Source organism: Paenibacillus sp. sg306046, from assembly GCF_059821225.1.
The window spans coordinates 67589-87418 of record NZ_JCAMRT010000011.1 but is presented as its reverse complement, the minus strand read 5'-3'; the positions used below and the strand labels follow the sequence as shown (position 1 = coordinate 87418).

At 57.4% G+C, this 19830-nt stretch carries 18 protein-coding genes; 4 read left to right on the top strand and 14 right to left on the bottom strand.

All coding sequences use genetic code 11. From position 1 onward, the window contains the following. Positions 1 to 6: 6 nt before the first annotated feature. From AC6ROY_RS13165 to AC6ROY_RS13135, 7 genes are all read right to left on the bottom strand, one after another. A complete protein-coding gene (locus AC6ROY_RS13165) occupies positions 7 to 804 on the bottom strand; it encodes a divergent polysaccharide deacetylase family protein (RefSeq protein ID WP_500100964.1) in 798 nt (265 codons plus the stop codon). Positions 805 to 1320: 516 nt separating this feature from the next. After that, entirely contained in the window at positions 1321 to 2430 is a 1110-nt protein-coding gene (ispG, locus tag AC6ROY_RS13160) for a flavodoxin-dependent (E)-4-hydroxy-3-methylbut-2-enyl-diphosphate synthase (RefSeq protein WP_500100963.1), read from the bottom strand. Between the two features lie 124 nt (positions 2431 to 2554). Beyond that, positions 2555 to 3820 carry an ATP-dependent protease ATP-binding subunit ClpX gene (gene clpX, locus AC6ROY_RS13155; RefSeq protein ID WP_500100962.1) on the bottom strand — a complete coding sequence of 422 codons (1266 nt, stop codon included), beginning with the start codon at positions 3818 to 3820 and terminating at the stop codon, positions 2555 to 2557. A 15-nt stretch (positions 3821 to 3835) separates the two neighbouring features. Continuing rightward, positions 3836 to 4426 carry an ATP-dependent Clp endopeptidase proteolytic subunit ClpP gene (gene clpP / locus AC6ROY_RS13150; protein WP_500100960.1) on the bottom strand — a complete coding sequence of 197 codons (591 nt, stop codon included), beginning with the start codon at positions 4424 to 4426 and terminating at the stop codon, positions 3836 to 3838. 277 nt (positions 4427 to 4703) lie between these two features. Next, on the bottom strand, positions 4704 to 5993 hold the full coding sequence (tig, locus tag AC6ROY_RS13145) for a trigger factor (protein ID WP_500100958.1): 1290 nt from the start codon (positions 5991 to 5993) through the stop codon (positions 4704 to 4706). A gap of 166 nt (positions 5994 to 6159) precedes the next feature. Next, a complete protein-coding gene (locus tag AC6ROY_RS13140) occupies positions 6160 to 7080 on the bottom strand; it encodes a hypothetical protein (protein ID WP_500100956.1) in 921 nt (306 codons plus the stop codon). 269 nt (positions 7081 to 7349) lie between these two features. Next, positions 7350 to 7691 carry a hypothetical protein gene (locus AC6ROY_RS13135; RefSeq protein ID WP_500100954.1) on the bottom strand — a complete coding sequence of 114 codons (342 nt, stop codon included), beginning with the start codon at positions 7689 to 7691 and terminating at the stop codon, positions 7350 to 7352. Positions 7692 to 7996: 305 nt separating this feature from the next. Between AC6ROY_RS13135 and asnB the strand changes: the two genes are divergently transcribed. Beyond that, a complete protein-coding gene (asnB, locus tag AC6ROY_RS13130) occupies positions 7997 to 9841 on the top strand; it encodes an asparagine synthase (glutamine-hydrolyzing) (protein WP_500100953.1) in 1845 nt (614 codons plus the stop codon). A 223-nt stretch (positions 9842 to 10064) separates the two neighbouring features. Here asnB and AC6ROY_RS13125 read toward each other — a convergent pair whose 3' ends face one another. The 3 genes from AC6ROY_RS13125 to AC6ROY_RS13115 all read right to left on the bottom strand — a co-directional run bounded on the left by AC6ROY_RS13125 (position 10065) and on the right by AC6ROY_RS13115 (position 12749). Beyond that, on the bottom strand, positions 10065 to 10781 hold the full coding sequence (locus AC6ROY_RS13125; RefSeq protein WP_500100952.1) for a non-canonical purine NTP pyrophosphatase: 717 nt from the start codon (positions 10779 to 10781) through the stop codon (positions 10065 to 10067). Further along, a complete protein-coding gene (rph, locus tag AC6ROY_RS13120; protein WP_500100951.1) occupies positions 10762 to 11526 on the bottom strand; it encodes a ribonuclease PH in 765 nt (254 codons plus the stop codon). Before rph ends, AC6ROY_RS13125 begins: the two co-directional genes overlap by 20 nt. A gap of 179 nt (positions 11527 to 11705) precedes the next feature. Continuing rightward, positions 11706 to 12749 carry a GerMN domain-containing protein gene (locus tag AC6ROY_RS13115; RefSeq protein WP_500100950.1) on the bottom strand — a complete coding sequence of 348 codons (1044 nt, stop codon included), beginning with the start codon at positions 12747 to 12749 and terminating at the stop codon, positions 11706 to 11708. Positions 12750 to 12941: 192 nt separating this feature from the next. On the opposite strand from AC6ROY_RS13115, the gene AC6ROY_RS13110 reads away from it, so the two are divergent. After that, positions 12942 to 13841 carry a diguanylate cyclase domain-containing protein gene (locus tag AC6ROY_RS13110; protein WP_500100949.1) on the top strand — a complete coding sequence of 300 codons (900 nt, stop codon included), beginning with the start codon at positions 12942 to 12944 and terminating at the stop codon, positions 13839 to 13841. Next, positions 13831 to 14364 carry a phosphatidylglycerophosphatase A family protein gene (locus AC6ROY_RS13105; RefSeq protein WP_500100948.1) on the top strand — a complete coding sequence of 178 codons (534 nt, stop codon included), beginning with the start codon at positions 13831 to 13833 and terminating at the stop codon, positions 14362 to 14364. The genes AC6ROY_RS13110 and AC6ROY_RS13105 overlap by 11 nt, the downstream gene beginning before the upstream one ends. Positions 14365 to 14569: 205 nt before the next feature. Here the strand turns inward: AC6ROY_RS13105 and AC6ROY_RS13100 are convergent, their stop codons facing one another. From AC6ROY_RS13100 to AC6ROY_RS13085, 4 genes are all read right to left on the bottom strand, one after another. Then, positions 14570 to 15229, bottom strand: coding sequence for a hypothetical protein (locus AC6ROY_RS13100; protein ID WP_500100947.1), 660 nt, complete (start codon positions 15227 to 15229; stop codon positions 14570 to 14572). Positions 15230 to 15233: 4 nt separating this feature from the next. Beyond that, positions 15234 to 16367 (bottom strand): Ger(x)C family spore germination C-terminal domain-containing protein, encoded by a 1134-nt coding sequence (locus AC6ROY_RS13095; RefSeq protein WP_500100946.1) that lies wholly within the window; start codon positions 16365 to 16367, stop codon positions 15234 to 15236. Between the two features lie 179 nt (positions 16368 to 16546). Beyond that, a complete protein-coding gene (locus tag AC6ROY_RS13090) occupies positions 16547 to 17557 on the bottom strand; it encodes an MBL fold metallo-hydrolase (RefSeq protein ID WP_500100945.1) in 1011 nt (336 codons plus the stop codon). After that, a complete protein-coding gene (locus AC6ROY_RS13085; protein WP_500100944.1) occupies positions 17550 to 18296 on the bottom strand; it encodes a class I SAM-dependent methyltransferase in 747 nt (248 codons plus the stop codon). Before AC6ROY_RS13085 ends, AC6ROY_RS13090 begins: the two co-directional genes overlap by 8 nt. A 140-nt stretch (positions 18297 to 18436) precedes the next feature. Here AC6ROY_RS13085 and AC6ROY_RS13080 point away from each other — a divergent pair, with 140 nt between their 5' ends. Continuing rightward, positions 18437 to 19648: an ROK family protein gene (locus tag AC6ROY_RS13080; RefSeq protein ID WP_500100942.1), complete on the top strand. Its 1212-nt coding sequence runs from the start codon at positions 18437 to 18439 to the stop codon at positions 19646 to 19648. Positions 19649 to 19830 lie beyond the last annotated feature (182 nt).

Sequence of the window (19830 nt, the reverse complement as noted above, 5' to 3'; positions counted from 1 at the left end):
TTCTGTTCATTGCATCAGCTCGGCAAGCGGCACAAACTTCGATCCCGATTGCTGGATCACCGGGATCACCCGTTTCAGCGCTTCGGCGGTCAGCTTGCCCGGTACGCCAACATGGCCGATAACAATGGTTTTCTGCCGGGTATTGGCCAACCTTTGCAGCTTGGCCGCCTGCTTGCCGATATGACCGCGCGTGTAGACGTCATCCATAAACAAATCATTGCCGGCGGTCGGCACGCCAAGCTCTGCAGCGATGCGGCCGACTACGCTTTTGTCCGTCGTCCGGCTGTCCAGCATAAAGAGCCCACGTTCCTTGCACACGGTCAAAATGATCCGCATGATCCGTTCGTTGGCCGTCACTTTGGAGCCCATATGGTTATTGATGCCGACCGCATGCGGCACATCGTCAATAGCGGCTGTGATGCGCTGGCGCACCTGCTCATCTGTCAACCCGGCCGTAATGGCCCCTGGACCAAGCCATTCGGGCTTACCCGCATTCGGCTCCATCGGCATATGGACAATAACCGTTTGGCCGACTTTATGCGCCCATTCCGCATCTCGCTTGGTCGTAGGCAAAAATGGCATGACAGCCGCAGCAAAAGGAACGGGCAGCGCCATCATTTGCTCCGTCCCCTGCATGTCGTTGCCGAAATCGTCAATGACAAGCGCAACTCGCCGCAGCTCACCCGGCTCCGGCGCAGGCTTCAATGGTGAAGCAACCGCTGCCGCTGAACCTGCCCAGGGCAGTGTCCCTAACGTAAGCAGCACACAAGCGACCAAAACAGCCGCAGATTTTATTTTCAACATGCTCGCCTCTTTCGACGTGGAATGATTTAGCATGTTCATTGTGTGCGGCCCGGCAAAAAACTATACAGAAACGGGCATAAAAAAAGTCCCATCATGTGGGACCTCCATTTCTACACCTTAGCTTATCGTCATGTGTCACCAGCTTGATCCAGGTGCGGGACAATGGAAATATATCCCCATGCATCTGTTCCAATCCGATGAAATTCGACAGTTCCAGCTGCTTTTCTTCGTTATACGTGTGTACATCAAACAATATATAGCGAAAATTAAGCAATTCATCTCCGAACCATTCATGGCCTTATGCTCCTCGTCAATTCGCTGTACCCAGCTGCGACTTACAAAGCTTTGTAACAGCTCCAGAAGCACGCGCTTGCTTGAAAGCAAAATTTGTAGGCCTTACCATGCTGATGATGAATCGGAAATGAAACATTTGTTCCCGAATCGCTCAACCAAATTAAAATTACAAAAACGAACGCTCCACCGAGCGTCCGTTTTCGCATTGCAGTGCTTATTCAGCTACACGCCGGCGTGATGCTTGCGACCCGGGATTTCTCCCGTCCGTTCGAAATGCTCCACGATGACATCAATTTCTTTCTTCAGCTCGCTTAGCAGCTCAGCTTCCGGCACTTTGCGGATCATCTCTCCGTAGCGGAACAGCAGCCCTTCGCCGCGCGCACCCGCGATGCCAATATCGGCTTCCCGCGCTTCCCCCGGTCCGTTTACGGCACAGCCAAGCACGGATACTTTAATTGGCACCTTGAGCTTGGAGATGTACTCTTCGACCTCATTGGCAATCGAAAACAGGTCGATGTCCAGTCGGCCGCAGGTCGGGCAGGAAACGAGTGTCGCGGCATTCGTAATCAGTCCGAAGGATTTGAGCAGCTCACGGCACACCTTGACCTCCTCAACCGGGTCAGCGCTCAGCGAGATGCGAATCGTAGAGCCAAGCCCCATGCTGAGCAGTGCCCCGAGACCGGCCGCGCTCTTCACGGTTCCGGAAAACAGCGTGCCTGCTTCCGTAATGCCCATATGGAGCGGATAGCGGAAAGCCGCAGCAGCTTTCGTGTAAGCCGCGATCGCCATCGGCACATCGGAAGCTTTCAGCGAGACGATAATATTATGGAAGTCCAGTTCTTCCAAAATGCCGATATGGTACAAGGCGCTCTCCACCATCGCTTCCGGCGTCGGATAGCCGTACTTCTCCAGCAGATGATTTTCCAGCGAGCCTGCGTTAACCCCGATCCGAATCGGAATATTTCTCTCCTTACACGCCTTCACTACGGCTTCGACCTTCTCGCGGCGACCAATGTTGCCTGGGTTGATTCGAACCTTGTCAATGCCATTTTCGATCGCCAGCAATGCCAGCCGGTGATCGAAGTGGATGTCAGCGACGAGCGGGATTGAAATTTGCTTCTTGATTTCCTTGATGGCTTCCGCCGCTTCTTTATTATTGACCGTCACTCGCACGATTTGGCAGCCAGCCTCCTCCAAGCGGTGAATTTCTGCCACGGTCGCTTGCACATCAGCCGTTTTGGTCGTACACATACTCTGGATGATGACCTCGTTGCTTCCGCCGATGGTCAAGTTGCCGACTTTAACCGGTATCGTTTCCGATCTGTGGAACATGTTCGTCTCTTCTCTCCCATGAACCCAAACATCCTCCGTTTTGCGAAGGGCGAAACGCGCCTTCGATGAAAAGGGGGTTCCGATCGCAAATTGGAGGTGTCCGGGTTTGTTTGTATTTATACGCTTACGCGCTTTCTTCCTTTTTCTTCACCGATGGAGCATCGACAGCCGTAATCGGCGGCGCGATTTTCTCTTGAACGGCTTCCTTCGTAACGACGCATTTGGACGATTCGGTGCGCGATGGAGCTTCGTACATCACTTCAAGCATAATGCCCTCGATGATGGCGCGCAGTCCGCGTGCTCCCGTATTCCGCTTGATCGCTTCCTTCGCGATTTCCTCAAGCGCCTCGGTGTCGAATTCCAGCGTAACGCCGTCGATGTCGAGCAGCTTCTGGTATTGTTTGACAAGCGCGTTGCGCGGCTCCGTCAAAATCCGAACCAAAGCGGCTTCGTCAAGCGGCTCCAGCGTCGAGATGACCGGCAAACGGCCGACAAACTCTGGAATAAGACCGAATTTGAGCAAATCTTCCGGCAGAACGAGGGATAAATATTCGCCCGGCTTCAAGTCAGCCTTCTGACCGTCCGTACCGAAGCCAATCACCTTTTTCCCGATCCGGCGTTTAATAATTTGCTCCAATCCATCAAAAGCGCCGCCGCAAATAAACAAAATGTTTGTTGTATCAATCTGGATAAATTCCTGGTGCGGATGCTTGCGCCCGCCTTGCGGCGGAACGGAAGCGACCGTGCCTTCCAGAATTTTCAGCAATGCCTGCTGAACGCCTTCGCCGGAAACGTCGCGGGTAATCGACGGATTTTCCGACTTGCGAGCCACTTTATCAATTTCGTCGATGTAGATAATGCCGCGCTCGGCTTTCTCCACATCGTAATCAGCAGCCTGAATCAGCTTGAGCAAAATGTTCTCTACATCTTCACCGACATAACCCGCTTCGGTCAAGGACGTCGCATCGGCGATCGCAAACGGCACGTTCAAAATTTTTGCAAGCGTCTGCGCCAGCAGCGTTTTCCCGCTTCCGGTCGGACCGACCAGCACGATGTTGGACTTCTGCAGCTCAACCTCATCCGTCTTGCTGCCTTGCGAGTTAATCCGCTTGTAGTGATTGTAAACCGCTACCGACATTGATTTTTTCGCTTGCTCCTGACCGATGACGTAGGAATCGAGAATCGCGCGAATTTCCTTCGGCTTCGGCACATCCTTCAGATCAAGCTCTTCCTCGTGGCCCAGCTCCTCTTCCACGATTTCCGTACAAAGCTCGATGCATTCGTCGCATATATAAACGCCGGGACCGGCGACCAGCTTGCGCACCTGCTCCTGGGATTTGCCGCAGAAGGAGCATTTCAGCTGACCTTTCTCATCGTTAAACTTAAACATGGAATCACTCCTTTTCTAAGTCAAATCACTGCGAGTGATAACCGCATCAATGAGCCCATAAGCTTTGGCCTCTTCAGCGCTCATGAAGTTGTCTCGGTCTGTGTCGCGTTCAATACGTTCGTAGGGCTGACCGGTGCGTTCCACGTAAATCTGGTTGAGCTTCTGCTTCGTCTTGATAATCCAGTCGGCGTGAATCTTGATGTCCGAAGCTTGCCCGCGAACACCGCCCAGCGGCTGATGAATCATCACTTCGCTGTTCGGCAGCGCGAAACGTTTGCCTTTGGCGCCAGCCGTCAGCAGCAGCGAACCCATGCTTGCGGCCATCCCGACGCAAATCGTGGATACGTCCGGCTTAATAAACTGCATTGTATCATATATACCCATCCCGGCCGTCACCGAACCGCCCGGAGAGTTAATGTACAAGCTGATATCTTTCTCAGAGTCCTGCGCAGTCAAAAACAGCAACTGGGCAATGACCAGGTTGGCGACGTCGTCATCAATCGCGCTCCCCAAAAAAATGATGCGGTCCTTGAGCAGACGCGAATAAATATCGTACGAGCGTTCGCCGCGACCTTCCTGTTCGACAACCATAGGTACCAGAGTCAACGATTCCAACCCCTTTACTTCGAAAAGTGCCTAGCCTTACTTTGCCTTACCCGATATTGTAACACGTTTGACTGGCAAAGTCATATCGAGCCTGACTCCGCCTATGTAACCTCGTTTGCCGGCTGCATCCATCCGGATGCGCCGACCGTATGTACTTCATATGTATGTGGCTTCACGCCTATGTAACCCTATGTCCCAGACAGCCCAACTATAAAACAAAGGCACGCATAAGTACACACGTGCCTTTGTTGTCTATAACGCGCCGGAAACCGGAGCTTTAAGCCGTTTTGCTGTTATCTACGAGGAATTTGACCGTTTTGCGAGCCACAACGTCCTGCACAAGCGTACCGAGGGTACCGTTTTGCGCAAAAATGCTGCGGATTTCATCAACCGAACGGCCGTACATGCCAGCCAGGTTGTTCAGCTCGGCTTCGATTTCCTCTGGGGAAGCTTCGATGCCTTCAGCCTTGGCAACCGCTTCGAGAACCAGGTTGTTGCGGACGCGCTTCTCAGCATCGCCAGCCATTTGACCCTTCAGATCCTCTTGCGTTTGACCGGAGAACTGGTAGTACATCTCCAGGTTCATACCTTGTGTGCGCAGACGGTTTTCGAATTCCTTCACCATTTGCTCCGCTTCGTCATCAATCATCACTTGCGGAATTTCCACTTGCGCTGCGGAAGCAACAGCTTCAACCGCGTCAGCTTCTTTTTTGCCGCTCAGTTCTTTTTCTTTGCGCTCGCCGAGCTTTACAGCCAGGTCAGCCTTGTATTCATCCAGCGTTTCGAACTCGCTGACGTCTTTGGCGAACTCGTCGTCGAGTGCAGGCAAGTTTTTGCGCTTGATGTCATGCAGCTTGATTTTGAAAACGGCTTCTTTGCCCTTCAATTCTTCTGCATGGTAGTTCTCAGGGAATGTAACCGTTACGTCCTTCTCGCCATCCTTGGCCAGACCGACTACTTGCTCTTCGAAGCCAGGGATGAAGCTGCCGGAGCCCAGCTCCAGGGAGTAACGCTCAGCTTGTCCGCCTTCAAATGCTACGCCGTCAACAAAGCCTTCGAAGTCAATGACAACGACATCGCCGTTTTGCGCTTCGCCTTCTTCAACCGGAACAAGCTCAGCATGACGCTTCTGCAGACGATCCAGCTCAGCCGCGATCTCGTCTTCGGACACACTGGAGTCGCCCGCTTCAAGCTCGATGCCTTTGTATTCGCCCAGCTCAACCTCAGGCTTCACGACAACCTTAGCTTTGAACTTCAGGATTTGGCCCTTGGCGAATTGCTCGACGTCTACTTCAGGACGGTCTACCGGCACAATGCCAGTCTCTTGCACGGCTGCTACATAAGCATCCGGAACGATGATGTCAAGCGCATCCTGGTACAGGCTTTCCACACCGAATTTCGATTCGAAAATGGAGCGAGGCACTTTGCCTTTGCGGAACCCTGGAACGTTAACTTTGGCTACAACTTTTTTGAAAGCCTTGTCCAGAGCGGCGGCCACCTGATCCGCGTCAACCTCGATATCAAGAACGCCTACGTTCTTCTCTATTTTTTCCCAACTTGCTTTCATTTTATGCCTTCCCCTCCAAAAATGGTCCATAATCAATTTTCACGTCCTGGCTGCCTAGTTCCGCATTACGGACAAGCCCGCCAATATAACCACTATATTATACCCGTAAAGCTTGAGGTTTTCAAGATGATTGACGACCCAAGTATTCACAGCCATCCGGCCGCCTTTACAGCCCTCGCTTGAACACCGCCGCCGCAAACTGCTGCATCATGCGATACGCTTGCTCCCACTGGAAAATAAGGTCCGAGGTGATGCCGTACAGCTCCATCAGCTCCTCCTTGTTTCCGCCGTCGAATACACGCTCCAGTAGCGTAAGATGCAGCGCAGCCGCCCATACGTCAATACAGGACGCGTCCTGCCTGAGCATTTGCCGGTAAGCCGAGGTACCGTAGCTGTAAGCGAGAAACTCATTCCACGTCTGGGCCGCGAAATAAGATAACGCCGGGTGCTTGACCTCGCTGATTTCCTGCACGCGTACAATAATTTCCTGAATCTGAGATGGAAAGCGATTGAAATCCTCCGGCGTATCCTCAATGTCGCAAACAATGCTTTCCCCATTTTTATGTAAAGTGATGGAGCCGGCGGCCCCCCGCTTTCTCAGCGTCTGCAGCGTCTTGAACTGGATCAGCGGGTGCAGCTCCGTCTCGTGAAGCCAGCGAATCAGCGCGTCGTCAATCCGGTCATGGTCCAGAAAGGCAAGCTGGTCCAGCGCAAGCATCAGCTTATCCGGAGCCTGCTGGCTGCGAATCGTGTCCAGCAACCGTTCCGCGTAAGCCTCGCTTTGCTCGCCCTTGGCCAGCAGATGGCTGCGCAGCAGGTCGGCTTCAGATTCGTCAGCATCCTCTTCGGGCAGTTCCCCGCCCGCAAGATCAGGAAACATCATCCGCATCCAGTCGAGCAGCGATTGCCACTCCTCTCGGGCCGTATCGTCATCCGACTGACAGCCCAGCAAAAACACGAGCAGCTTCATCGCTTCCGCGTAACGCTCCGCCTCCAGCAGCCGGGTCAGCTCATACTGGTAATACTCCACTGTTTTTGGAAAAAGAATGACATTATCATGCGATTTATCATGTGGCAGCGAACTCATGGTCACCACCGCCTTTCATCGGGGCTCTTTGACAGCAGTGTAACGGATATCACACGTGAAAGCAAAATTTCCGCGCCCGGCCCAGGAACAGCTGCGGATTCCCCGGCGCAGCCGGCAAAAGAGCAGGCGCGCAAGCAACGATCCGGCGGCACGCGAGCGCTCTCGCGCCCGCCTCAAGCTCCGCCCGCCTGCAACGCAAGGCTGGCGGACGCGTCACAAAAAGGGCGGCCGGAGTTTCTTCTCCGGCCGCCCGTCATGACGTGTCGCGACTATTCCATCTTCATGGCAGCCTGGATCAGCTGCGCTTTAATATTCGGATTCTGGTCAATGAACGCGTACATGCGGTCGACGGAATCTTTATTTTTCAAATAATCACGCTCATTGCGAATCATCTCATGCGACCATTCAAGCAATGCCTTCTCGGCTGCGCCCAAACGGTTCAAGGCTGTATGCAGACCCGTGTCTTCCACAAGGCGCTCCATAACCTCCTGATCCACTTTACCGAGCTTCTTGGTTGTGGCCAGCTTTTTTTCGAACTCGCCATTCGCTGCCTGGAACAGCTCTTTTGCCTCTTTGTACTCCTTTTGTTGCTCAGACATCGTTTTCTTCATCATGACGACCACCTTTCTTGTTGATCCCTTGAGTCACCCAAGTCTCGCCATATGCTATAGGTTGGGATAAAACCGTTCCTTTCTATGCATGCAAGGAACACACGGGAGCTTCCAATCCTTCCAATTCCCTTAGTGTAGCTTGTCCGCGCCCGTTTGTCCAATGTTTCCCTTTCCTTCGCAGGGGGGCTCAGCACGGCTTGGACAGACATGATACGCCTGGCTGACGCATACGCTTAAACATCTTGCGCCTCGCCTGCAACAGGCTGAATCGCCGTCATTTTCAAGACCAGAGAGGATGAAGACCTATGTGTGGCATCACGGGGTGGATTGATTGGAACCTGGACCTGACTCTGCACCCGTCGGTTTTAGTCAATATGACGGATACGCTCGCGCTGCGCGGGCCGGATGCGTCCGGCACCTGGATTACGCCTCGCTGCGCGCTCGGACATCGAAGACTGAGCGTCATGGACCCGGCCAACGGCGCGCAGCCGATGCTCCGCAAATACGGGGACAACACGTTTGCCATCGTATATAACGGGGAGCTGTACAATGCCCCGGAGCTGAAAAAGGAGCTGGAAATTCGCGGCCACCGCTTCTCGACCACTTGCGATACGGAGGTGCTGCTTGTTTCCTTCATCGAATGGGGACGCGCCTGCCTGGACCGGCTGAACGGCATCTTTGCCTTCGCGATTTGGGACGATGAAGCGCAGGCTTTATTTCTGGCCAGAGACCGGCTTGGCGTCAAGCCGCTGTTCTACGCCCATACGCCCGGACGCCTGCTGTTTGGCTCCGAGCCCAAGGCGATTTTGGCTCATCCTGACTTCCCGGCGGAGGTATCCGGCGAGGGCTTAGCCGAAATTTTTGCCGTCGGGCCTGCACGGACGCCAGGGCATGGCATTTACCGCAACATGCACGAGCTGAAGCCCGGACATGCGATGGCGATGGACGCCTCCGGTCTGCGCATCACTACCTATTGGAAGCTGGAAAGCAAGCCTCACCCGGACGATGTGGAGACAACTGCCTCGCATGTGCATGATTTGCTGAAGGATACGGTCATCCGCCAGCTTGCCTCGGACGTTCCGATCTGCACACTGCTGTCAGGCGGGCTGGATTCCAGCGCTCTGACCTCCTTCGCCGCTTCCTACTATAAGGAGCGCGGACTCGGCGCGCTGCACACCTATTCGATTGATTATGTCGATAATGACAAGCATTTCAAAGCCAACGCCTTCCAGCCAAATGCCGACGCTCCGTGGATTAAACGGATGACCGATGTACTCGGCACCGTGCATCATGCGAAGGAATTTGACACGCCCGAGCTGGTCGAATCGCTCAAAACGGTCGTATTCGCTCGCGATACGCCCGGGATGGCCGATGTAGACGGCTCTTTGTACTTGTTTTGCCGGGAAATCAAGCAGGATGCGACCGTCGCGTTATCGGGCGAAGCTGCGGATGAAATTTTCGGCGGCTATCCGTGGTTTCACCGCGACGAAGCGCTCCAGGCCGGCACCTTCCCCTGGTCGCTCGCTACCCCGGAACGGGTCGCGCTGCTGTCGCCGGACTTCACGGACTGGGTCAAGCCGGAGCAATATGTACAGGACCGCTACCGCCAGGCGCTGGCCGAGGTGCCGCGTCTTGCTGGTGAGAATGAACAGCAAAACCGGATGCGGGAAATGTCTTATTTGAATATTACCCGGTTCATGCCTACGCTGCTCGATCGCAAGGACCGGATGAGCATGGCCGTCGGCCTGGAGGTGCGCGTGCCGTTCTGCGACCACCGGCTGGTGGAATACGTCTGGAATATCCCTTGGGAAATCAAGACGTCCGGCGACCGTGAGAAAGGCATCCTGCGCAAAGCGCTGCGCGGCGTGCTGCCTGAGGATGTGCTAACGCGCAAAAAAAGCCCGTATCCGAAAACGCATAACCCGAATTACTTAACTGCCGTCCGCAGCTGGGTGCTCGATATTTTAAACGACTCCTCCTCGCCGCTGCTGCCCTTTATTGATGTGAAAAAAATCCGCGCGCTGGCGGAGCAAGACAACGGGCAATTTAATTTGCCGTGGTTCGGACAACTGATGACCGGGCCGCAGCTATTCGCTTATTTGGCCCAGGTCGATACGTGGCTGCGCCACTACAAGGTGTCGATCCGCTAGATTCGCTAGCCCCGGGATTTCGTTTTTGGCATGCTGACCACAGCCCAACGTTAGTCATTCCTCCGTTTCCCGCTGAAAAAGGCAGCCCTGGACGCCTATCCTGTCCATGACTGCCTTTTTCTTCGTTTATCGTCGTCAGACGATGTCTGACCAACCGTTGTCTGTCGCATGCTTGGCCGTTGCACACCTACGCCCTTCGCTTAGCCGAAAGCCGGAAGGACGCTCAGTCGGCTGAGCTAGCGCCGCCGGTCCGCTGCAGCGCCGCCCACAGCTTGCGAAGCGCTTGGCCGCGATGGCTGATCGCATTTTTCTCATCCATGGAAAGCTCCGCCATCGTGCGCCCGAGCTGCGGCACGTAAAACAGCGGGTCATACCCGAAGCCGCCGTCGCCGCGCGGCTCGTCTACGATCAAGCCGGGGCATTCGCCCTGCACCTCGGCAATGGACTTGCCCTCCGCATCGACAAAGACGATGCAGCTTACAAACTGCGCGGCGCTCAGTACCGCCGCTCCGCGCAACCCGCTCGCCTCGCCTGCGGGGCGGGCGTCTTGTTCCGCGACGGGGGCGGCGGCGCCCGTCGGCACAGGACCAAGCTGCCGCAGCTCGGCGAGCAGCTTGCGGTTGTTGGCCGCGTCGTCGGCCGGCTCGCCTGCGTAGCGGGCCGAATACACGCCCGGCGCGCCGCCGAGCCGGTCCACGGCCAGCCCGGAGTCGTCGGCGATAACGGGCACGCCGAGCACAGCCGCCACGGCCCGCGCCTTAATCAGCGCGTTGGCGAGAAACGTATCGCCATCCTCCGGGATGTCGGGGATGTCCGGATAATCGCGCAAGCTGCGCACGGTCACGCCTTGAGCGCCGAACATCGCCGCGAACTCCTTGACCTTCCCGGCATTTTGCGTCGCGATCACAATTTCGGAGAAGTCAGGCTTGAGCGGCTGCATGCGGCAAGTTCCCCCTGATCCGGTCGGCAATCGGCCCCAGCGCCTTCTCCTGCTCGGCATTCATCGCACGGATGCCGACTTCGGCGAGCGCCAGCAGCGTGTCCAGCTCTTCACGGGAAAACGGCGCATCCTCGCCGGTTCCCTGAACCTCGACGAATTTGCCTTGGCCGGTCATCACCACGTTCATATCGACCTTTGCTTTTGAATCTTCCTCGTAGTTCAAATCAAGAGAAGCCGCCTCCTGCACAATCCCGACACTGACCGAGCCGAGAAAATCCTGAATCGGAAAGCGGCTCAAGTTTTTCTCACGGGCCAGCTTGTCCATCGCGATCGCCATCGCGACAAAGGCGCCGGTAATCGACGTCGTCCGCGTTCCTCCGTCCGCCTGAATGACGTCGCAATCAAGCGTAATGGAGCGCTCGCCGAGCGCTTCCAGGTTAACCACTGAGCGCAGCGCGCGGCCGATCAGCCGCTGAATTTCCATCGTGCGGCCGCCGAGCTTGCCCTTGGCCGCTTCCCGCTGATTGCGGACAGCTGTAGCGCGGGGCAGCATCGAATATTCCGCCGTCACCCAGCCCTTGCCTTGTCCTTTCATAAAAGGCGGCACCCGTTCCTCAACAGACGCCGTACAAATGACCTTTGTTTCGCCGACCTCGATCAACACCGAGCCTTCCGCATGCTTCGTATAATTGGTCGTGATGCTGATCGGTCTCGTCTGGTCGTTCCTTCTCCCATCGCTTCTCATAGACGTCGTATGTCCTCCTTTGGCCTGCTGCTCGTACCCCATTGTACCAAAGGGTCCCTGGAAAACCAAACCGGTTTTCCGGCGCTTTCGGACGGCAGCGAGCAAGGCGAATACGGTCGGCCTGCGAGGCATAAAGCAAACCCGGCGACTGCTGCGCCGGGTCCGCTGTCGCTATTTGATTACAACTTCGTCGGGTTGACGTTAGAGGGACGGGACACAGGCTTCGCGTAGCTCTGATTGTCCGTTGCGTTCACCTTGGCGTCGCCATTAATCAAAATTTGCACCTTTTTACCGGCTCCGGCGTTTTCCGTCAAGGACAGGACGACCGACTTGAGCGCCTCGGCAGGCGCCTTCTGGTCCGGCCCCAGCATTTTATCCGAGAAATTGACCGTAATGACATCCGGCGAGCTGGTTACGTTCAGCAGCTCGCTGCCTGCATCCAGCACAGCCGCCAGCCCCTTGTTCTGGTCCGGTCCGGCGATCAGCTGCTGGATAACCGCCTCGGCCACTTGATCGGTCCGTTTTATTAGCCGGGTCACTGGCACATAATACAGGTAATCCTCCTGATTGTGACTCAGGAAATACAAGGTGACCGGCGTTGCCTGACCGTACTCGACACTCTCCGGCTTCTCCAGATTGATCCCCATCGTGCGGGACAGCGGCTCGTCAAGCGGGGTGCCGCCGACAGGCATTTCCGGAATCGCCGTGCCTTCGACGCGGATTTGCACCTTTTCCACGGTCGGATACCCGGTCAGCGTCCAGGTCACGGCCTCCAAAATTTTGCGCTCATCCTGGACATTATAATCGTTGAACGACTTGGAGAAGTCGACAACCGCCAGCTTCTGGTCAGCTATAATGTTAATTCCCTTCACCTGCGTTCCCTTGGGCAGCAGCGCGGTAAAGCCTGCAGGCATCCGGCCCTCGGCCGGTCCGCCGTCCACCATGTACTCCAGCGCTTTTTTCGCCGTATCAACAGCTTTTTCGATTTGTACGGTCACCGGCGCCACGAAGCCGCGCTCGTCCTTCGCATACAAAGTCAGAGACATTGGATTTACCAGTTCAGCCGCCGTCGCCTGCGCAGCCGTAGGCTTCGCTTCCACACCGCCTGGCGGAGGGTCGATTTGCCGGGATTGTTCCTTCGTTTCCAGCAGTGAGCAGCCTGTCGTCATCACCAAGATCAGGCCCGTAACGGCGGCCCACCGGATCGGCTTATTCAGGTTCATGTACTTGTTCCTCCTTGGTTTGGGAAGTTGTCCGTTTACTTCTATGTATACGGGCGGAAGACAAGTTTATGCCTGCTGTTTGTCCATTTTCGGCCAGAAACTAATTTGGTTCTCCGGTTGCATGTCATCTTGATTACCCGGTACTAAAAGCCTATAATAAAGGATGTCTTTTTCCAAATAGAGGTGATTGCCATGGATAACCGTCTGCCAGAGCTTTTCCCGGATCGCGTCTATCAAGCCGTCATCAGGCAATCGCCGGATTGGCTTTGGATTTTCGACCACAGCGGAACCCCGATCAGCGCAGCGCCGGTGCAGCACGCCGGACAATCGCTGTATGATTTTGCACACGCGAACGATGTGCACGCTCTGCAGGAGGCGTGTCAGACGCTTTGGCGCGAGCGTCGTCCGTTCGTTACCCATTTTCGGGCGGTGCAGCCGGACGGCTCCCTGCTTTGGCTGGAAGCCAAAGGATATCCGGTATGCGACGACGAGAGCGAAAATGCCTGGACGGCTGCCTTGACAGCCCGGGATATTACATTATACAAGCAGCAGGAAGAACGGCTTACGAAGCTCGCTTATTACGATGCGCTGACAGGCCTGCCCAACCGGCGGTTGTTTCAGGACCGCTTCATGCAGGCGATTCATACGGCCCGGCGCTATCATCATAAACTTGGTATTTTGTATTTGGACCTCGATGACTTCAAGCAGATCAACGACACCTACGGCCATGCTGTTGGCGATGAGCTGCTGAGATCAGCCGCCTATCGCCTGGCGCATTCCATACGCGATCCCGATACGGTCTGCCGGATGGGCGGCGATGAGTTTGTCGTGCTGGTGCAACATTTCGATCAGTTAGAGGATGTCGTAAAAATCGGCCGCCGCATCAATGAAGCGCTCCGGCAGCCTTTTGACATAGCCGGACATCTGATCCGCATATCCAGCAGCATCGGAGGGGCATTCTATCCGGATGACGGGCAAGATGGGGACGAATTGCTCCAGCGCGCAGACAGCGCGATGTATGCCTCGAAGCAGTTCGGCAAAAACCAGCTCCGTTTCTTCAGAAATCCGGAAGGGGATACGCATGAACTATAGTCTCGACAGCCAGAAAGTCGCCGCCGCCGCCCATGAATGGCTGGCCAAGCGGGGGGTGCGGATCGACGATATCGCAGACCTGACCTATTCGCTGCAGAAGGATTATTACGACTCGCTGACCTTGGAGGAATGCAGGCACAGCGTAGAGCAGGTGTTGTCCAAACGCGAGGTGCATAACGCCGTATTAACCGGCATCCAGCTGGATGTGCTGGCCGAGGAGGGCAAGCTGCTTTCTCCGTTGCAGGAAATGATCGAAAACGATGAAGGGCTGTACGGCTGCGACGAAATTCTCGCGCTGTCCATCGTCAATGTGTACGGCAGCATCGGATTGACTAACTTCGGTTACATCGACAAGCTGAAGCCCGGCATCGTGAACACGTTAAATGACAAGTCAGGGCCGCACAAGCATACGTTTCTGGATGACATCGTCGGCGCAATCGCCGCCTCGGCCAGCAGCCGGATTGCCCACCGGAAGCAGGCGGAGCTGGAAAGCAAGGGCCTGCTGCACGGTCGCAACACGTAGGCAAGGCACTCCGACGCCCCGACGCCACGGCGCGAATTGCCCGCAGGTAGCTTGACATCACCGACACAACGAAAGCCCGGCTGGGGAAACGTATCCCCAGCCGGGCTTTTCGTTGCGCCGCCGGGCAGCTGCCCGGCGGGATTTGTCTTCATTTATGCAGCTCGGCTGCGCTCGCCTGAATCAGGAATCGCTTCCCCCGCTTCATCTATTGCAACGGAGCCAGCGACTCGGCGATCTTCTCGACATCAGCCGTAGACAGCTTCTGCAGCGGGCGCAGCACCAGATGCGTATCCCCTGCCTTCACATACAAGGCAGACTTGCCGCCGACCGTAACCCATTTCCCGCTGCCGATTTTTAATTGAACCGGCTTTTCCGTGTCCACGCTGCCCGTCGGCTTGATTTCCTGGGCCGATTCCGTCAGCTCCATATTTAAATATTGGATAGCGAGCGACTTCTCCATCCCCTGCACCTGCGAGACGCGGTCGTCCTGCGCGCCCTGCTTTGGCACGTAGACGGTTTTGATGCCCAACGACTTGGCCGAATCCAGCACCGGCTTTTTGTACGGCTCGGGAAATTCCAGCGCTGCCAGCTTGACAGGCTCGGTTGGCCCGCTGGCCTGAGCCGGCTGGTTCGCGTTGCCGGAAGCCCCGCCCGAACCGCCGCCTTGAGCGCTGCCGCCCGCAGGGGGCTGTGCCGTACCCGGCGCGGCGGGCTGCTCCGTGCTCCCCGGCGCTGGCGCAGCCGTCTGCGGCGGAGCGGCCGGCTCCTCCGCCGCTTTCTTCGAGCAAGCCGTGGCCAGCGAAGCTGCTGCCAGCACAACGGCTGCAGCCAGTATAAGCTTGCGTTTCCCTTTCAAATCAGACATCGTCTCATCCTCCTGCTTCTCTCAGATGTGTATCCAGCTTCACCGTCACTTCGGCTCTTGTCCAAGAGCTGTGCCACCTGTCGGCGCTCCAGTAGCCGGGGAATTGCGCTTCCGCCGCTTCCCCCCAGCCGAGCGGGTCAACGCCAAGCTGCTGCAGCTTGGCAATCAGGGCGACAGCCTCTGTATGCAGCTGCTGTTGAACGGAAGCCGCGGACCGGCTGCCGGCGCTGGTGTCATTCGTGTAACGCCCGTAGGCCTGGACCGAAATATGCACGCGCGGGCGCTTCCAGTCGCCATTGGCGGCAACGCCGGTCCTGCAAGAGACAATCTGTACGCCGGACCACGATGTATCTGAGTTTGGCTGCTCTCCCGACAGCGGAAACGGCAGCTGCTTGCCTCCGCGGAGACAAGCGAGCAACCGTGTTTCCCCGGCAGTCAGTCGGCCGACAAGCTTCTGTTTCTTAAACAGCACCGTCTGCCATGAAACAGGGGAATATTTCCCATCCTCCGGCAAAGACGATGGCTCCGGCAGCAGCGGCAGCGCCTGATCCGCTTCGTCCGTCGCCCGGGTCACACGCAGCGAATCGCGGACGCTTCCCTGCCGTTCGACCACCTCCCGGCCAAGCAGCAGCGCCGCAGGATGCCGGACAAAGGACTCGGCTGCGCCTGCGGTAACAGCGAGAACAGGCCGCGTGCCCTCACGCAAGCCAAGTCGGCGCAGCTCGGCTACCCAGGAGGCGGGCAGCCCGTGGCGGGTGACCCAGCCTTCGCCAATCACGACGAGCCGGGGAGCTTGACGGCTGCGCCACGGCGCAGCCGCGTCGGCAAGCGAAACAAAGGAACGCGACTCAACGCCGCCACCCGCAGCCAGCGGCTGCAAGCCTGTGCCCGCGTGGTCTGCCGCTGTTCGCAGCGCGGTCACCCGGACCCCGCCCGCACCTTCGTCGATGCCTGCCATGACGAGGCCCGCTCCGGTGTACGATCCCGGCGCACCCTCCTTCGTTCCGCCAGCCGCGCAGCCGGTGCAGCCTAGCGCCAGCAGCAGCGCTGCCGTGAGTGCGTACCCGGCTCGCTCACATTTGGCCCGCCGCGCTGGCGAAGCTTTGATTTGTTCGTCGGTCGTCCACGGTTTGTCCATTCCGTATCTCCTTCGCTGCCTGAGCTGTCTGATTCCTCATGAATTCCTACTATTCCCATATCCCTTCGCTCTTATGCACACAGCTTTGCGCAGCAAAAAGCACCGTCCCGGTTATCGCCCGTAACGGTGCTTACTTGTTCAGCAGCTTGGCAGCTTCGACAGCCTGCCGGTTCCGCAGCCTATTGGGCTGCACGTACATACGTGTCATAACTTTGCCGCTCCACCCGCAGCGCCCGGCCTGCCTTGTGCAGCCAGATCAGATGGGCAAGCGTTTCCGCCAGCGCAAAACGCAGCTGATGGAAGCTGAGCTGCTCGCCAAACATCGCCCGGCATACCTGGTAGGCGGACTGCGGCTCCGCCAGCAGCGCCTCCATCGCGGCAAGCCGCTCGGCGTGATGCCCGATCAGCTCACGGGCGCGGTCCGCGAACCGCGCAAACGGCTCCCGATGCCCCGGATAAGCAAACCGGACCTCGTACCCGCTAACCGTCTCCAGACTGTCCAAATAGCTGGCCAGCGGATTGGCATCAATTTCATCCGTCAAATAGCTGACGTTAGGCGAAATTTGCGGCAGCACATGATCTCCGCAAAACATCACCTTCGTCTCCGGCTGGTACAAGCACAGATGACCGGCCGCATGGCCGGGCGTGTGGAGCGTCCGGTAGCTTCGGCTTCCCAGCGGCACATCCTCCCCCGCCTCCAGCAGCGTCACCTTCGGCTGCGGAGATACCGCCTCGACAAAGCCGTCCATATGCGCCCGCATCGGCGCTTCCAGCTCCTGCGGCAGCCCGTGCCGCCGGAACAAGGACAGCAGCCGCTCCGTCAGCGGCGTCGCCTCGCCCCAGAGCAGGCGAGCCTGCTCCAGCCCTGTACGCGACAACAGCACCGGCGCATTCGTCTGCTCCTGCAGCCAGCCCGCCAAGCCATAATGGTCCGGGTGGTGATGCGTCAGCACGATCCGCTCAATATGCCGGGGCTGCAGCTCCATCTCGCTGAAGACGTGCCTCCACACCTGCTCGGCTTCCGCCGTGTGCAGTCCGGGGTCGATCACCGTCCAGCCATCGGGTCCCTGCAGCACATACGCATTCACCCAGCGCAGCGCAAACGGCAGCGGCACCCGAACCTGAACTGCGTCCGGATGCCGGGTCATCGTCTCCAGCCGTCCCGGACGTCCCGCCGACCCGTTACTCATCTCCGGCTCCCCGCCGACCGACGAAAATCATCCGCTTCGATTCCGCAGCCGAATACGCCGAAGCATCATAGCCCCCGTACACCGCATCCACTGTCAGCCCGGCTTTGGCCAGCATCGCGCGGAAAGCATCGAGTTCAATCAGCTTTACTTGTTCATGGTACACCCGCTGCTCAGGCGAGCCGATCTCCTGCAGTACGATCGTTTTGCACACGTAACCGCGCTCGATCGTCCGTGTTTCCTCGATGCGCAGCCCCTCTTCGGTCCGCACGGAATGCGGCACCAGATAGCTGCGCACATATTGCGGATTCAGAAAGTCGATAATAAACCGGCCTTCGGTCCGCAGCAGCCGGCGAATTTCGCCGAGCACCCGCTCATGCTCCGCATCGTCGTCGAAATATCCGAAGGACGTGAACAAGTTGACCACCGCATCGAAAGGACCGTCCAGCGGAACCTCGCGCATATCGCCCTGCACCCAAACAACCTCGCCCTGCTCATCCTGCTTGCGCGCTTCGCGCAGCAGCACCTCCGACAAATCAACACCCGTCACATGAAACCCGAAATCCGTCAGTGCCATCGAATGGCGGCCCATGCCGCAGCACAGATCAAGCACCTCCGAGCCTTCAGCCAGCTCCAGCCATTCCATCATCCGTCTGACTTCCTCATACGCGCCTTGCAGATCGCGGTGCTTGTAGACGATCAGGTAATCGTCTCCGAAACTTTTCGTATACCAATCCGACATTCGTTCCCGGCTCCTTTTACTTAACGCAAACTATCCTTACATTCTACCAGATAGCGGAATGGAAAATCTATGGTGTCCCCTTGACAGGTGTAGTATAATGAATGCTTGAACATGCCCTTGCTGACGATGGAGGAATGGCTATGAGTCGAATACCTGCCGAGCAACGGATTAACGGACGCAAGGCTAAGGAAATATACGAGCATATTCGCAAGCACGGAACCGTATCGAAAATCGAGCTGCTTGAACGCAGCGGTCTGACGGGCAGCACCCTCACCCGCACGCTGGAGGAGCTGACCGGCCAAGGCTTGATCGCGGAGGCAGGGCTCGGTGAGTCCACAGGCGGACGCCGGCCGATTCTTTATACGATTAATTCCGATTATGCCTATGTGTTCGGACTGGATATATCCCGCATTTATTCCCGGCTGATGCTGTTTGACCTGCAGCTGAATCAGCTGGAAGCCAAACGCTGGACGATGAACGAGCGGATGACGCCGCAGACGCTGCTGGGCGAAATCGCCGCCGAAGCGGAGGCGATGCTCGCAAAACGCGGAATCGACAGCGCCCAGGTGCTTGGGATGGGCATCGGCGCTGTCGGGCCGCTGAACCGCAGCACCGGCATGCTGCTGGAGCCGCTGCACTTTCCAGCGCCCGGCTGGAGCCAGGTGCCGCTGACCGCTTGGCTGGAAGAACGGCTCGGCTTCCCCTGCATGCTGGATAACGGCGCCAACACGGCGTTGCTTGCCGAATCCTGGTCCGTGCGCGACCGGGATTACCGGCATCTGCTGTATGTGCATGTCGGCGTCGGCTTACGCTCGGCCATGATGACAGGCGGCCAGGTCGTCTACGGCGCGGTCGATATGGAAGGCTCGCTCGGCCAAATGATTATTCAGACCGACGGCCCACGGATGTGGGGGCAGGGCAACTTCGGCGCGCTGGAATCCTACGTCTCGCTGCATACGCTGGAGCAGCAAGCGCAAGCCCGGCTGAAGCAAGGGCGGGACAGCGTGCTGCTGCGTCTGGAGCCGGACCCGGAGCGAATTCAGTTCGCCCACCTGCAGCAGGCGCTGCTGGAGCAGGACCCGCTGACGGTTGAGCTGTTCACCCAGGCCGCGACGTATTTCGGAATCGGCCTGGCGAACCTGCTGAACATCCTGCACCCGGAAAAAGTCATTCTCGGCGGCGCGCTAATCAGCAGCCACCCCGTATTTTTCCATACGGCGACCCGGACCGCGATCCAGCGCGCCTATCATTACCCGCAGTATCAGGTCGTGTTCAGCCAAGGCTCGCTGGGCGAGGACGGGCTGGCGGCCGGGGCCGCCTTGCTGGTGATCAATCGGCTGACCAGCCTGTAGCTAGCCTGTAACCGGCCTATAGCATGCCGTCCGCACACAGGCAAAACCCCGATCCGGCGGCTCTGGCGAGCATGCTGCCTGATCGGGGCTGTTTGGGTTGATGCGGCTAGCAGACAGTCCGCCTGTGGCACAATGTCCCCTCACGGAGCCTATGCCTGCCCGGGCCGAGCGCTGCAGCGTTT

Bases quoted from the DNA above. Each gene is read 5' to 3' on its own strand.
- AC6ROY_RS13165 (WP_500100964.1), bottom strand. From the start codon at position 804: ATGTTGAAAATAAAATCTGCGGCTGTTTTGGTCGCTTGTGTGCTGCTT.
- ispG (WP_500100963.1), bottom strand. From the start codon at position 2,430: ATGTTCCACAGATCGGAAACGATACCGGTTAAAGTCGGCAACTTGACC.
- clpX (WP_500100962.1), bottom strand. From the start codon at position 3,820: ATGTTTAAGTTTAACGATGAGAAAGGTCAGCTGAAATGCTCCTTCTGC.
- tig (WP_500100958.1), bottom strand. From the start codon at position 5,993: ATGAAAGCAAGTTGGGAAAAAATAGAGAAGAACGTAGGCGTTCTTGAT.
- AC6ROY_RS13140 (WP_500100956.1), bottom strand. From the start codon at position 7,080: ATGAGTTCGCTGCCACATGATAAATCGCATGATAATGTCATTCTTTTT.
- AC6ROY_RS13135 (WP_500100954.1), bottom strand. From the start codon at position 7,691: ATGAAGAAAACGATGTCTGAGCAACAAAAGGAGTACAAAGAGGCAAAA.
- asnB (WP_500100953.1), top strand. From the start codon at position 7,997: ATGTGTGGCATCACGGGGTGGATTGATTGGAACCTGGACCTGACTCTG.
- AC6ROY_RS13125 (WP_500100952.1), bottom strand. From the start codon at position 10,781: ATGCAGCCGCTCAAGCCTGACTTCTCCGAAATTGTGATCGCGACGCAA.
- rph (WP_500100951.1), bottom strand. From the start codon at position 11,526: ATGAGAAGCGATGGGAGAAGGAACGACCAGACGAGACCGATCAGCATC.
- AC6ROY_RS13115 (WP_500100950.1), bottom strand. From the start codon at position 12,749: ATGAACCTGAATAAGCCGATCCGGTGGGCCGCCGTTACGGGCCTGATC.
- AC6ROY_RS13110 (WP_500100949.1), top strand. From the start codon at position 12,942: ATGGATAACCGTCTGCCAGAGCTTTTCCCGGATCGCGTCTATCAAGCC.
- AC6ROY_RS13105 (WP_500100948.1), top strand. From the start codon at position 13,831: ATGAACTATAGTCTCGACAGCCAGAAAGTCGCCGCCGCCGCCCATGAA.
- AC6ROY_RS13100 (WP_500100947.1), bottom strand. From the start codon at position 15,229: ATGTCTGATTTGAAAGGGAAACGCAAGCTTATACTGGCTGCAGCCGTT.
- AC6ROY_RS13095 (WP_500100946.1), bottom strand. From the start codon at position 16,367: ATGGACAAACCGTGGACGACCGACGAACAAATCAAAGCTTCGCCAGCG.
- AC6ROY_RS13090 (WP_500100945.1), bottom strand. From the start codon at position 17,557: ATGAGTAACGGGTCGGCGGGACGTCCGGGACGGCTGGAGACGATGACC.
- AC6ROY_RS13085 (WP_500100944.1), bottom strand. From the start codon at position 18,296: ATGTCGGATTGGTATACGAAAAGTTTCGGAGACGATTACCTGATCGTC.
- AC6ROY_RS13080 (WP_500100942.1), top strand. From the start codon at position 18,437: ATGAGTCGAATACCTGCCGAGCAACGGATTAACGGACGCAAGGCTAAG.